The sequence below is a fragment of the Parabacteroides gordonii MS-1 = DSM 23371 genome (assembly GCF_000969825.1).
Classification (GTDB): domain Bacteria; phylum Bacteroidota; class Bacteroidia; order Bacteroidales; family Tannerellaceae; genus Parabacteroides; species Parabacteroides gordonii.
Genome location: NZ_KQ033919.1, coordinates 3967711 through 3982075 on the forward strand (window position 1 = coordinate 3967711; position 14365 = coordinate 3982075).

A 14365-nucleotide genomic window follows, 5' to 3' on the forward strand; every position below is an offset into this window, starting at 1 on the left:
TCAATGCTATTCTAATGGTATTTTTATACATTTGCGAGAAGCATAGGCCGAAAGGCCATGAATAAAAGAAGAATACTAATTTTAAAAGATATGCTATGTTAAACGCAAACGATTTAAAACAGCTGGCGGACAAAGGAATCAGCGAACAGCAGATTGAAGAACAGCTAGCCTGTTTCGTAAAAGGCTTTCCTTATTTGGGTATTTCCGCCTCGGCTTCAGTCGAAAAAGGAATAATGGTTGTATCACAGGAAGATCAGGCTACTTATATGGAAGCCTGGGACGCTTACCTGGCTAAAAATAAACGAATCCTTAAGTTCGTTCCGGCATCGGGTGCTGCCAGCCGCATGTTCAAGAACCTCTATGAGTTCCTGTCTGCTGCCTACGATGTGCCGACCACTGATTTTGAAAAGAAGTTCTTCAACGAAATCACCCGTTTCGCCTTTTATGAAAAATTGAATGCCGCTTGCGTGGCCAATGAAGGGAAAGATATCCCCGCCCTGGTAGCCGCCGGCAATTATAAAGCTGTCGTAGCCAACCTGCTGGAAGAAAAAGGGTTGAACTACGGACAACTTCCCAAAGGCTTGCTCCTTTTCCATAAGACAGCCGACAAGGTACGTACCTCTATGGAAGAACACTTGGCCGAAGGTGCCATGTATGCCAAGAACAATGCCGGTGAAGTCAATATCCATTTCACTGTCTCTCCCGAACATAAAGCCTTGTTCGAGAAACTGGTCAATGAAAAGAAACACGAATACGAAGAAAAATTCTCCGTTGCTTACGATATCTCTTTCAGCGTGCAGAAACCGAGCACCGACACGATTGCCGCCGATATGGAGAACAATCCTTTCCGCGACAAGAACGGCAAACTCTTGTTCCGTCCCGGTGGCCACGGCGCACTGATCGAAAACCTTAACGATATCGACGCCGATGTCGTATTCGTTAAGAACATCGATAATGTAGTTCCCGACAGCTTCAAATGCTCGACTGTTATCTTCAAGAAAGTGATTGCCGGCGTATTGGTAACGTTGCAGGATCGCATTTTCAACTATCTAAACCTGATTGAGACAGGTAAATACACACACGACCAGGTAGAAGAAATGATCCAGTTCCTTCAGAACGAACTCTGTGTGAAGAACCCGGAAATGAAACTGCTGGAAGATGCCGAACTGATCCTTTATATTAAAGGTAAGCTGTTGCGTCCGTTGCGCGTTTGCGGTATGGTGAAGAATGTAGGCGAACCGGGCGGTGGCCCGTTCCTGGCAGTCAACCCCGACGGAACTGTCTCTTTGCAGATCCTGGAAAGTTCCCAGATCGACCTGAAAGACCCTGTTAAGAAAGCCATGTTCGAGCAAGGCACCCACTTCAACCCGGTTGACTTGGTATGTGCTTTGAAGAACCATAAAGGAGAAAAATATGATTTACCGGAATATGTAGATAAGAATACCGGCTTTATCTCTTACAAGAGTAAGGACGGACGCGATCTGAAAGCGCTGGAATTGCCCGGCCTGTGGAACGGTGCGATGAGCGACTGGAACACGATCTTCGTAGAAGTGCCTATCGAAACATTCAACCCGGTGAAAACAGTTAATGACTTATTACGGTCTGAGCATCAATGATCAGTTTGATACTATAGATTGTATTGATTGAGGTTAAATTTTATCAGGGAAAGGCGGACTCGTGAGAGCCCGCCTTTTATCTGTACCTCTTTATATCTTCTTATATCTTCGGTAATTCCCACGGAGCTCGGTATTCCTTGCATAAGTATTTATCTGCTTCCGTATCGTGGAAGCTCGTTCCGTCCCATGATAATTTCTTTCCGGTACGATAGGCGATGTTACCCAGTTGCGAGAATTTGGCAATATGGGCGCCGATCTCGATACTTGCATTACAGTTGCGGTTGCGCGATTTGATACACTCCAGATGGTTCTTCACATGGAGGTTCAGGCCGCCTTCGCCATAAGCTTTGTTGAGGGCGACGGCTTCCATACGGGCTTTGCCGTTTACCTTTTCGGGAATTACTTCCCAGCCGCCGCGATCGATAACCAATGTACCGTTCTCACCCACGAAGCCGAGCCCGTGGTTACGTCCGTAAGCACCGTCGTCTATGCCGATGGCATGATCCCACATCACGGTGAAATCGTCGAAAGTGTAAATCGTTTGAAGCAAGTCGGGTGTTTCGCAGGCATCATCCGGGTAACCGAATTTGCCGCCCGAAGCCATGATGGAGTTCGGAGCCGTCACGTTCATACCGTAAAGTGCGTAATCCAGCAGGTGGACGCCCCAGTCTGTCATCAGTCCCCCGGCATAATCCCAGAACCAGCGGAAAGTGAAGTGGAAACGGTTGCGGTTGAACGGACGCAGGGGAGCCGGGCCGAGCCACATATCGTAATCTACACCTGCCGGAACGGGTTCGTCGGCCACAACGGGGATCGACGGGCACCATCCCTGGTAAGAGAAAACCCGTACGGTACGGATCTTGCCCAGCTTTCCGCTATGCACGAAAGCCATTGCATCCTGCCAGTGCGGGTCGCTGCGTTGCCATTGGCCTACCTGTACGACACGGTTGTATTTTTCGGCGGCGCGCACCATGATGTTACATTCTTCGATGCTGTTACCCAGCGGTTTTTCGCAATAAACGTCTTTACCGGCTTCGCAGGCGGCTACCATTTGCAGGCAGTGCCAATGGTCGGGTGTACCGACGATAACGACGTCTACATCTTTGTTGTCGATCAGCTTCCGCCAGTCTTTGTAGAGGTGTTTTACCTTCTTACCGGTCAGCTTTTGCGTCTCGGCAGCCCTGTCGTTTAACACTTTTTTATCAATATCGGATAAAGCGATACATTCTACTTCCGGATTACGGAGGAAAGCCTGCAAATCGGAATAGCCCATCCCTTTGCAACCGATCAGGCCGACACGTATTTTGTCGTTGGCACCCACCGGGTTATTGCCGGCTTTAATAAAGAAAGGATTGATAGAAATACCGGCTCCCAGGATAGCTGCCTGCCGGATAAAATCTCTGCGTGTTGTCATGGTCTATATGAATTAATAGTAAAGATACACTCTTGTTAGCTCGACACCAAAAATAGGAATAAAGCCCGGTTTTCCCCAATAAAATATGTAATAAAAATATAATATAGAGTACAAATCCGAAAAAGGGAAGTAAATTTGCGTCTGCTTTCAGAAGAGAGCGATGTAAAGAGTATCCACTAAAAATGAAACAAAATGAAGCTGACACGCTTATTAACCTGTCTTTTATTATGTGTTATGGGGATGTCCTGTATACAGGACGAAGCTCCTAATGCGGAAGCCGATATCGTGGTTTGTACGGTTCCGGCAGAGATATTACGACGCGAACCGATCATTGATAACGATAAAATAACCTTGATGGTTAAAGCCAATACCGACTTGTCGAAGCAGTCTCCCGAGTTTACACTGACACCGGGGGCTACAATTTCGCCGGCCAGCGGTACGACTCTCGATTTTAATTCACCCCAGTATTATACCGTTACTTCCGAGGACGGAAGATGGAAAAAACGGTATGAAGTAATTTATATCGTTACGGGTATCGGTACGGAATATCATTTTGAAGATGTGAAACATGGCGGTAATGCCGGTTATGATATATTCTATGAATCTGACGGTAACGGCGGAAGTGTTATGGACTGGTCTAGCGGTAACGGCGGCTTTGCCTTTACGGATATGAGTGCTCCGCGTGAGAATTATCCTACGATGTCGTCGAATGACGGTTATAAAGGAAAATGTGCCATGCTGGTGACCCGTTCGACCGGTAAATTCGGAGCAGATGTAGGAATGCCGATCGCTGCCGGAAACTTATTCATGGGTACATTTGATTTGCTAAGTGCTATTACAGATCCTTTGAAGGCGACGAAATTCGGTATGCCGTTCGAACATGTGCCGACTTATCTGACCGGATATTATAAGTATAAGGCAGGAACAGAGTTGTCGGAGTCGGGCAAGATCGTACAGGGAAAACATGATATGTTCGATATATATGCTATCTTTTATGAAACAAGCGAAACGGTAAGGACGCTCGACGGAACCAACAAGTTTTCGCATCCGAACCTGGTATCGATTGCACGTATCGAAGATGCTAAGGAAACGGATGAATGGACGCAATTCTATCTTCCTTTTAAAACACTTCCGGGTAAGACGGTAGATAAAGCGAAGCTGGAAGCCGGACAGTATAACGTGGCCATCGTCTTTTCTTCAAGTATAGAAGGCGACTTGTTTAACGGTGCGGTAGGTAGTACATTATATATAGATGAAGTTGAACTGATCCATTCCGTGGAAGAATAAACCTGATAGAAATATGAGAAACAATCGATTTATAAGTATTCTGAGTCTGTTATTATTAGTGTCTGTCACTCTTTCGGCTCAGAAAGACCGGAATCAGGGGATCATCAAATCATCGTTGATCGGTCTGGAGTATGAAGTAAAAGCCGGTTTGAGTATCGGTGGTACGGCTCCGATTCCGTTGCCTGAAGAGATACGTTCTATCGACAGTTATAATCCGACCTTGCAGGTTGCTATCGAGGGGAATGTAACGAAATGGCTCGATCCTGCCCGCACCTGGGGCGTTATGGTTGCCCTGCGTCTCGAAACGAAGGGGATGAAAACGGATGCGCGTGTGAAGAATTATAAGATGGAGATTATCGGTGATGGCGGCGAGCTGATGAAAGGGTACTGGACGGGACAGGTAAAGACCAAGGTTAGCAATTCCTACCTGACTGTTCCTGTGTTGGCTGCCTGGCGTGTCTCTCCCCGTTGGAAACTGAATCTCGGCCCGTACGTGTCTTACCGCCTGGAGGGTGACTTTACCGGAAGCGTGTATGATGGTTACCTGCGCGAGAACGATCCGACAGGAAACAAGGTGATATTTGAAGACGGCAAAAGTGCTCCTTACGATTTCTCGAAAGACCTGCGCCGCTTCCAGTGGGGGATGCAGCTCGGCGGTGAGTGGAAAGCGTTCAAGCACTTGAATGTGTATGCCGATCTGACCTGGGGATTGAATGATATCTTTAAGAAAGACTTCGATACGATCACTTTCGCCATGTATCCGATTTATCTGAATATCGGTTTCGGGTACGCGTTTTAAGAGCGCCTGTATTGCGATGGTGGCATCCCTTTAATCTGTTTGAACAGGGTACTGAAATGACGGGGATATTCAAAGCCGACGGCTTCGGATATCTCCGTTATATTTAGAGTCGATCCTGTCAGTAGTTGCGAAGCTTTTTCGATACGGATCATGTTGATATAGTCGTTTACTCCCATGTTGGTCAACGCTTTGAGCTTCGCGTAAAGCGGGGTGCGGCTCATGCCCATCTGGGTGGTCAGGAACTTGACGTCGAGTTCGCGGGAGGAGAGGTTATCATAGATCAGCTTGTTCAGCTTCAGCATGAATTCTTCGTCCAGGTTGTTTGTCGGGGCGACAGTGGCCTCTGCCAGATGCAGATGGCTTTCCTTATATTTCTGCCGGATGGCTTCGCGGTTCTTCAACTGGTTGGTGATGACGGCCAGCAGCAACTCCATATCGAATGGCTTGGCCAGGTAAGCATCCGCTCCCAGTTTGTAACCCATCGTGGTACTGTCCAGATCGCCCCTTGCCGTGAGAAGCACTACCGGGATGTGGCTGGTGGCTATGTCTTCCTTGATCTTTTTGCATAACTCGTAGCCGTTCATCTTCGGCATCATGATATCGCTGACGATGATGTCGGGATGTTTCTGGCTAATGATCTCCAAAGCTTCCTCTCCGTTAGCCGCTACATAAACATTCTTGAACGACTCTTGCAACGACTCTTTCAGGAAGGAACTTAACTCTTTCTTATCTTCAACGATGATGACGGAGTAGTTGCCGGTAGAGAACGCTGCCGGCTCCGACGGTGTTTCGACCGGCTGCCAGGTGTCGTATTGGTTTTCTTCGTTCGATGGATCATCATTGGCTGTGTCGAGAGGCAGTTCGAAGAAGAAGGTAGCCCCACCGTCTGCATTATTCATCGCTCCGATCGTTCCACCGTGGCGTTCGATCAATACTTTGGCGAAAGACAGGCCGATACCGCTTCCCGACTTCTCATGGTTGCCCTGATAATAGCGGGTGAATAGCTTCGTGATATCCAGATTGCCCAGCCCGATCCCCTGGTCGGCAACGCTGACATATACCTTGTCTTCCCGCAGTTGGCTGGACAGGGTGATGACTGTGTTCGATGAACTGAACTTCAACGCATTCATCAGCAGGTTCGAGAGGACGGTCGTACATTTCTGACCGTCGAAGGTAACTTGACTGATCCTGTCATCCAGATGGTAGTCTATCCGGATATTCCGGGCTTCTAACTCGCTTTCAAAGTCTTTGGCTATCGAGACGATCCATTCGTTGAGCGCATGGGGTGTTTTATGCAGCGGGCTCTTTGTTTCTTTCAGGCTGTTCATATCCAGTACCATGTTGATGATGTTACGCATATCGAGTACCTGTTTGTAGATGCCGCCCAGCTGGCCTTTCAGTGTATCCGGATCGTTCCAGCTATTTTTGTCGAGTATCCTTTTTAACGGGGCATAGATCAGTGTCAGCGGGGTACGCAGTTCGTGGCTGATATTGATCAGGAAATGGACTTTCTCTTCGTTTATCTTATTGGTATGTTGCTGTATCTTCCATTGCATTTTCCTGTTCCTGCGGCGGCGAGAAACGTAATCGAGCCGGAGCAACGTCAGGACGAACAGGATAATAAAAATGGCGTATACGTAAGGGCGCTGATACCAGGGAGGCGTCACCGTGATATGAAGCACGTCGGCCGGTTCGCTCCATTCACCGCTCTTCGAGTTGCAGGAAACCTGTATCGAATAGTTGCCGGGAGCCAGCATACGCAGGGAGAGGATGTGGCTGTATGTTTCGGTGTACTGGTTGTCGAGCCCGACCACCGTGTAGCGGTACAGCTTGTTTCTGAACACATCTTTTTCCATTGCGATCACCTTTATTTCTATCGAGCTGTGGGTGTGGGGGATTGTGATCCGGTTATCTTTGGTTTGTACTTTGTCGATGCAGGAATTTCCGTCCAGCAAGACATCCATCAGCCTGACTTCGGGCAATGGTTCTTCCTTGGTCGAAATGTTCTTGTTGATACGCAGCAAACCGGAAGCTCCCCCCAGATAGATATAATCGGAGATGGAAGATACCTGGTACTTATAGATGAATTCGTTAGTCGTATAGCCATCCGATTCTCCCCACGAAGCGAACCGTTTCTTTTTCAGGTCGTAAGTGAACAACATGTTGCGTGCACCGATCCAAAGCCGTTCCTGTTCATCCAGCAGGAGGGTGGATACGCTATTGAACAGCTTGGTTTCGATCTTGGTGAACTCTTTTGTATGGGAGTCGAAATAGCCGAAACCATACTCCGTCCCGATCCAGAAAATACCGTTCTTGTCGCGGGCAACGGCCTTGATCGTTTCATGTTGCCCGATACTGAGCAACACTCGCAGCGTGTCATTCCCGTGACGCACTTCGTACAGTTTATTGCTTTGGATGATATAGGCGGCATGTTCATCCGCACAAACCATTTTCATGGCACCCACAGCGAGCCTGTTCCCGTCTATTTTCAAGAAAGAAAACTTTCCGGCACGTCTGTTGTAGCTGATGGCATTCTTCCCGATAAAATAGAACCATTCGTCCGTAACCTGGTAAGCCAGGTTGACGTAACTGCTGAAACATTGGTCAATCGTTGTCTCCTTGTCTATGATATAGAAGGGACGGGATTGGCCCGTTTCTTTGTTGAAAAGGAAGATGCCTGTCGTGTATAAGGAAACCAATAGTTCAGTGTCCGAATAGTCGGTGATGGAAACCACCTTGTCGCCGTAAGTGGACGGATAATGTTTGAAGGTATCCGTATAAGGATTATACTGGTTGATGCCGCCACCGTCTGTCCCGATCCATAACCGTCCTTTTTTATCTTCATGGATACTGATCACGGACTTTTCGCTCAACCCGCCGGTACGGTTGAGGGGGACATCCTTGTATGTTTTCATAAAGACTTCCTTGATGCCTATCATACCGCCTCTGACAGTCCCGGCCCAGATGTTACCCTGGTTATCCAGATAAATGCATTTGATGGAGTTGACGGGGATGGAGTTCATATCGCCCGGCGTGTGCATGATGGATGATATGTCGGAAGGATCGTTCTTATCCATTATATTAATGCCGCCGCCGTCGGTCGCGATCCACAGCTTATTCTCTCTTTCTGTGATGTCGAGTACTACATCGTTCGTCAGCTTTGAGTTTTGGGTGGAGATATGGTAGAGTTGTTTCCCGTCCGTACCATAACAGACGATCCCTTCTTTGTAAGAGGAAAGGTAAAGCTTCTTTTCACTGTCGAGCCAGGCCGCATTCAGGTTTGTCTGAAGCGGATAGTTCGTAGGGGTGACGGTTCCGGTGACGAAGTTGTATCGCAATGTCCCGGCATTGGGCGAAACCAGCAACAGCTCGTCTTCATCCCAGAGGAACATATAAAATGGATTGAACGGGGAGGAATCGGCTTGCATGATAGGCTTCTTACGAAGGCTTTTCTCTTTATAATCATATATATAAAGTCCGCCGTTCGTGCTGAAAAGTATAGCTCCTTCCACAAGATGGAAGGAATTGACGGAGATGATTTTCCCTTCATATTCTACGGGTAGAAAAGAATCGCTACTTTTCTCATACAGGGTCAACCCGTTGTTGGTAGATATCCAGATGTTGTTAAGGGAATCTTCGGTGATAAAATAGATCGTATTTCCGGGGAGGGAATGAGGGTTGTCTTTCTCATGGAAATAACTTTTCATATCGTAACGGTCGAAACAATTCAGTCCCGAAGCCGTCCCGATCCAGATCAATCCTTTGTTATCGGCGAGGATGGTGTTTACTGTTGTCTGCGAGAGTCCTTTGTCGAGGCTCAGTTGTTGGAAATAATAACTGGGATTGCTCCCTTTCATAGATCCGGTGCAAAAAAACAGTAAAATCAGAAAGTATAAAGTTTGTGTAACAGAGGTTCTTTCCATCATATCTCATTCTAACTACTGCAAATGTAGTAAAAGCAATCTGAACTTGAAAATAGCAGACTTAATTAGAACTTCGGGATGAATTTTGACATGAAAAGTACGCTTTTTGACATCGGGATGTGACGGAAAATGCAACTTTGCGTTGTGAATAGTTAACTAATTATAAACGCTTATGGTATAGTAAGAGTTGATTTTTTACATGAGGTAAACCACTGGGTAGTTACCCGTCTTGAGAACTTTATTTTATTATTTAAAATTTGATTTTATGAAAAAATCTGTTGTAACATTCTTATTGATGTTATGTTGTTTTGTTGGTTTTGCTCAGCAAAACGTGAATGGCGTTGTGCTCGAAGAGGCAACGTCGGAGCCCCTGGCCGGAGCCGCTGTTCAGGTGAAAAATTCCCTGAACGGAACGATTGCCGATGCGGATGGAAAGTTTTCCATTACCGTATCGCCCGGAGAGACTTTGTTGGTATCGTATATCGGCCTGATCCCGCAGGAAATACTTGTGAAGGAAGGCATGTCGAATTTAACAATTAAAATGGTTAGTGACGCAGTGGATTTAAGTGAAGTAGTAGTTGTAGGCTATGGTGTTCAGAAGAAAGTGAATCTGACAGGTTCGGTTTCTTCGGTAAAAGGCGAGGTGTTGGAACGTCGCCCGGTAGCTGATGCCGTGCAGAGCCTGCAAGGGATGGTTCCGGGGTTGCTGGTGAGCAATTCCAGCGGAGGCCGTCCCGGTGGTACCGGTTCTCTGACCTTGCGCGGACAGGGAAACCTTGATAATAATGCTGAACCTTATATCCTTGTCGATGGAGTGGAAATGAGCCTTTCGGATGTCAACCCCAGCGATATTGAAAACATTTCGGTATTGAAAGATGCGGCGGCTTGTGCTATCTACGGGGCGCGTGCAGCTTATGGTGTGATCCTGGTGACTACCAAGAAAGGGGAGGAAGGAAAGATGCGTATCAACTATCAGGGGACAGTGGGCTGGAGCTCTCCGACTGTTTTGCCGGATATGGTTAATTCGTACGATTTTGCACAGTACTGGAATGCAGGTGCTGTAAATGCCGGTTCACCCCGTTTATACAGTGATGAGAAGCTGGGTATGCTGCAACAGTATATCAATAATCCCGGCAGCATAGATCCCTGGTTCGAACTGTCTCCCAATGCAAATATGAACCCGGCTTTCGAGAACTCGGAGTCAGGTGTAGGTAATGTGGACTATTTCGATTTGCATTACAAGAACTGGGCGTTTAAGCAGAACCATAATATCAGCCTGAGCGGTGGCGGTAAAGCGGCACAGTATTATATCTCGGGCGGATACTATTCGGAAGACGGAATCCTTCGTTATGCCGATATGGATTATAAACGTTATAATTTCGCAGCCAATATTACTTCGCAGCTGACCAACTGGATGAAGCTGAAAGTGAATACCAAGTTCATGCATTCCGACCAGAATACGCCGTTTGGTGATGGCGGTATCAGCGAAGGTTTCTATCATTCACTGGCGCGTTTCCGTCCGACGGTTTCTCCGGTCGACCCGAACGGAAACTTTACGGAGCTGACTATGATCCCTTATCTGCAAAGCGGTACTTATACGAATACGCAGCGCGACAACATGAATATCACAGCCGGTCTCGAAATCAATCCGCTAAAGAACTGGTTTATATTCTTCGACTATACCTATAAGATGGGTAATAAGGAATATGAAGCGCTGAATGTCAGCCCGCTTATTTATGGTGCCGACGGTGTGAGCACTTCCCTGGGAGTACGTTCGGAGTTAGGCATGTCGCCCGACGGTAAGTTTACCCGCAGCTATGACCGTTCACGTTATCAGTCGGTTAACTTATATACAAATTATCTTTTCACACTGGCCGAAAAGCATAACTTCACTTTGATGGCCGGTTTTCAGGAAGAAGATTACAGCTACAGCCTGATGAAGAACTCTATTACAGGACTGTATTCAACCACTAATCCGAACGTCGGTATGGGAACAGGCGACAAAACGGTGGTCGATACCCGCAACGGTTGGGCTACCCGCGGTTTCTTCGGACGTATCAATTATGATTATGACGGACGTTACCTGGTGGAACTGAATGGCCGTTACGATGGCTCTTCCCGTTTCGCTTCCGGCAACCGCTGGGGTTTCTTCCCTTCTGTTTCACTGGGATGGAATATCACCCGCGAGGAGTTCATGAGCTCTGTGACGGATGTATTATCGAACCTGAAGCTCCGTGCTTCTTATGGTTTGCTGGGTAACCAGGCCGGTGCAGCCCTTTATACGTTTGCTGCAACGATGGCGTTGAATGATGGTCTGGGTAATTATATCTTCTCCGACGGACGTCATGTCTTTACGAAAGCTCCGGGGGTAGTGAATCCGAATACGACCTGGGAAAAAGTAGAAAGTAAGAATATCGGTATCGATTTTGGCTTCTTAGGAAATACATTGACCGGTACGCTCGACGTATTCCAGCGCGATACAAAAGATATGTTAGGCCCGGGAGTCGATTTCCCTGATTTCTTCGGAGCCGATGCTCCTAAAACAAATAACGCACGTATGCGTAACCGGGGTTGGGAATTGGCATTGAACTATCGCGGACAGATCGGTTCTGATATCCAGTACTCTGTCGGCGGTTCAATCTCCGATGCCATTTCGGAAGTAACCGAATATGCCAACCCGACCGGAACGAATCCCAAAGATAACTGGTACACCGGCAAGAAGGTGGGTGAGATCTGGGGCTACCGTGCCGACGGTCTGATCCAGACACAGGAAGAAGCGGATGCTTATAATGAAAAATACGACCTGTCATTTATCAGCGGTAAGCCTTGGACACCGGGTGATGTTAAATACCGCGACCTGAATGGCGACAACAAAGTGAACAACGGTACCAACACATTAGACGATATGGGTGATATGACGGTGATCGGTAATACGACCCCGCGTTATCAATATACCGTGAACGGTTCTATCAGCTGGAAAGGTATTAGCCTGAGCATGATGTTCCAGGGAGTCGGCAAACGCGACTGGAACCCGGGTACAGGTGCTTATTTCTGGGGGAGCGGCCCGTATGCACAGGTTACCGTATTCAAGGAACACCTGGATTACTGGAGTGAATCCAATCCTGGAGCTTATTATCCGAAGCCTTATATCCATACGGCAGGTGGCGTTGTTCCGTTCCGCGATAAAACAATGACTACCAGCGACCGGTATATCCAGAGCGGTGCTTATTGCCGCCTGAAAAACCTGACAGTGAGCTATGATCTGCCTACTATCTGGACAAATAAAGTCGGATTACAGAAGGCTCAGGTATTCTTCTCCGGTGAGAACCTGCTGACTTTTACAAAGTTGAAAGGCATGTTCGACCCTGAATCGATCTATACAAAAAATGATTATACCAGTGAAGGTGGTAAGAACTATCCGATGAACCGTGTTCTGTCTGTAGGTTTGGTTGTTAATTTATAATTTAGAGTTGTTATGAAAAAAAGAAATATATTTTTAGGCTTGATCCTGGCTTTCAGCCTTACGTCTTGCTTTGATTTGGATAAAATGCCGGAAGGTGTGCTTTCTACTGCACAGCCTTTCAGCAGCACCGGGGAAATGAGAAACTATCTGGATCAGTTCTACCAGACCGGTGCGGCTTATGGTAGCGGTTTGCGTGCGCAGGACTTCGGTGCCGGTGGTGGAGGAAATATTGCCGGGTATGATACGCATAGCGATAATATGTCGTCTAGTTCGGTAAGTACCCGTCTGGCAGGGGAGACCACGTTAAGCGGTGCTTCCAAGCTGGCAAACTATACAGGTATCCGCAATCTGAACTTCCTGCTTTGTAACCTGGGCAACTGTGCGGAAGAAGGAAGTGCCGATTATAATCAGTATGTAGGGGAAGCTTATTATTTCCGTGCCTGGTACTATTATAAGATGTTTGTGGATTACGGCCCGCTTACCTGGATAAGTGAGCCGCTCGACCCGAACGAAGAGGCCATGCAACTGGCCCGCGATAGCCGTACAGTTGTGGCCGATAGTATCCTGGCTGACCTGGATAAAGCGATCATGTATCTGAAAGAACAGAACAACAGCGCGTCTATGCGTGTACACAGGGATGTGGCCCGTGCCTTGAAAAGCGAAGTCGCTTTGTTTGAAGGTACGTGGGAGAAATACCATAAGGCAAAAGGAGATAAGTTCTTCGATCCTTCTGTGACGGACGAAAAGATAAAGAGCTATTTCACCCAGGCTGCCGCTGCCGCTAAAGAGGTGATGGATCGTGGCGTATGGAAGATATATACCACCGGAAATACTACGAACGATTATCGCGTAGTGTTCCAGACTACCGATCTGTCGAATAACCCGGAAGTGCTTTGGTTTAAGATGTATGACGGCGACCAGGTAGGTAACAACGTGAACCGTTACCTGAACCAGGGTGGCGGTGGAGTCGGAGTGACCTCGTCTCTGGTAGACGACTATCTGACTATCGATGGGAAACCTTTTGTCGGAACGCAACGTATAGAAGCCAAAAAAGTATTCGGAAACGAACTATTGCCGACTGTACGCGACCCGCGTCTGGTACAAACGATTTGTGCCCCGGGACAGCAATTGCGTCCGGATGATACCGCTCCTTATTATCAGGTGCCGCCGCTGATCGGTTCTTCTGCCTATAACCAGAATATGACAGGTTATTCCTTGCTGAAGCATGTGCAGATCGACTATACCGGTAGTTTGGATGCTGAATTCAAAGGAGCGACTCCGGCGATACAGTTCCGTTATGCCGATATCCTGTTAAATTATGCCGAAGCGTTAGCAGAGTTGGATGGAGCAACCAATTCTCAGAATATTATTGTAGCTTTGCAACCGTTACGTGATCGCGTTGGTATGCCTGCCGTTGACTTTGATCGGGAGTACAATCAGGAATCTGATTATCCTTTCCGTCATTTAAATAAATATATTCAGGCTGTCCGCCGTGAACGTCGTATTGAAAAAGCTTGCGAAGGCCGTCGCCTGGAAGATATCCTGCGTTGGGCTGCTGCAGAAGAGCTTATTGTCGGTCAGTGGCCGAAAGGGGCACTTTTTGTAGGAAGCAACCTGCAAGAGCATCCCGAATACGACGGTAAACTGGTTTACGACCAGTCTTCCGGTAATAACCTTTTCCTGACAGGGAAACCGGGCGACGCACTGCGTTATGTAGTGCCCAGCAATCCGGCCGGTTATGAGCAAGGATGGCGTTTTAACGTCGGTCGCGACTATCTGTTGCCTATTCAACCTCGTATGTTGTCATTGACAGGAGGTAAATGGGAGCAGAACCCGGGTTGGTAAACTCATTTATATAAGCAA

At 47.5% G+C, this 14365-nt stretch carries 7 protein-coding genes; 5 read left to right on the forward strand and 2 right to left on the reverse strand.

What is annotated here, in order from left to right:
- The first annotated feature begins 95 nt into the window (after positions 1 to 95).
- The gene (locus HMPREF1536_RS15015; RefSeq protein WP_028726076.1) at positions 96 to 1616 is read left to right on the forward strand and encodes a DUF4301 family protein; all 1521 of its coding nucleotides are present in this window, start codon (positions 96 to 98) and stop codon (positions 1614 to 1616) included.
- A 100-nt stretch (positions 1617 to 1716) separates the two neighbouring features.
- On the opposite strand, the gene HMPREF1536_RS15020 is transcribed toward HMPREF1536_RS15015, so the two are convergent.
- Complete coding sequence (locus tag HMPREF1536_RS15020) at positions 1717 to 3030, reverse strand: Gfo/Idh/MocA family protein (RefSeq protein WP_028726075.1); 1314 nt, start codon at positions 3028 to 3030, stop codon at positions 1717 to 1719.
- Between the two features lie 192 nt (positions 3031 to 3222).
- On the opposite strand from HMPREF1536_RS15020, the gene HMPREF1536_RS15025 reads away from it, so the two are divergent.
- Positions 3223 to 4317, forward strand: coding sequence for a PCMD domain-containing protein (locus tag HMPREF1536_RS15025; RefSeq protein WP_028726074.1), 1095 nt, complete (start codon positions 3223 to 3225; stop codon positions 4315 to 4317).
- Positions 4318 to 4330: 13 nt separating this feature from the next.
- A complete protein-coding gene (locus tag HMPREF1536_RS15030) occupies positions 4331 to 5116 on the forward strand; it encodes a porin family protein (RefSeq protein ID WP_028726073.1) in 786 nt (261 codons plus the stop codon).
- Here the strand turns inward: HMPREF1536_RS15030 and HMPREF1536_RS15035 are convergent.
- On the reverse strand, positions 5113 to 8973 hold the full coding sequence (locus HMPREF1536_RS15035; RefSeq protein ID WP_225607924.1) for a hybrid sensor histidine kinase/response regulator transcription factor: 3861 nt from the start codon (positions 8971 to 8973) through the stop codon (positions 5113 to 5115). The two genes, HMPREF1536_RS15030 and HMPREF1536_RS15035, sit on opposite strands and share 4 nt — an antisense overlap.
- A gap of 331 nt (positions 8974 to 9304) precedes the next feature.
- On the opposite strand from HMPREF1536_RS15035, the gene HMPREF1536_RS15040 reads away from it, so the two are divergent.
- Both HMPREF1536_RS15040 and HMPREF1536_RS15045 read left to right on the forward strand, forming a co-directional pair.
- Positions 9305 to 12502 (forward strand): SusC/RagA family TonB-linked outer membrane protein, encoded by a 3198-nt coding sequence (locus HMPREF1536_RS15040; RefSeq protein WP_028726071.1) that lies wholly within the window; start codon positions 9305 to 9307, stop codon positions 12500 to 12502.
- A 12-nt stretch (positions 12503 to 12514) separates the two neighbouring features.
- A complete protein-coding gene (locus HMPREF1536_RS15045) occupies positions 12515 to 14347 on the forward strand; it encodes a RagB/SusD family nutrient uptake outer membrane protein (RefSeq protein WP_028726070.1) in 1833 nt (610 codons plus the stop codon).
- Positions 14348 to 14365 lie beyond the last annotated feature (18 nt).

Coding starts and splice junctions, on each gene's coding strand:
- HMPREF1536_RS15025 (WP_028726074.1), top strand. CDS start 3,223: ATGAAGCTGACACGCTTATTAACCTGTCTTTTATTATGTGTTATGGGG.
- HMPREF1536_RS15030 (WP_028726073.1), top strand. CDS start 4,331: ATGAGAAACAATCGATTTATAAGTATTCTGAGTCTGTTATTATTAGTG.
- HMPREF1536_RS15045 (WP_028726070.1), top strand. CDS start 12,515: ATGAAAAAAAGAAATATATTTTTAGGCTTGATCCTGGCTTTCAGCCTT.
- HMPREF1536_RS15040 (WP_028726071.1), top strand. CDS start 9,305: ATGAAAAAATCTGTTGTAACATTCTTATTGATGTTATGTTGTTTTGTT.
- HMPREF1536_RS15035 (WP_225607924.1), bottom strand. CDS start 8,973: ATGAAAGGGAGCAATCCCAGTTATTATTTCCAACAACTGAGCCTCGAC.
- HMPREF1536_RS15015 (WP_028726076.1), top strand. CDS start 96: ATGTTAAACGCAAACGATTTAAAACAGCTGGCGGACAAAGGAATCAGC.
- HMPREF1536_RS15020 (WP_028726075.1), bottom strand. CDS start 3,030: ATGACAACACGCAGAGATTTTATCCGGCAGGCAGCTATCCTGGGAGCC.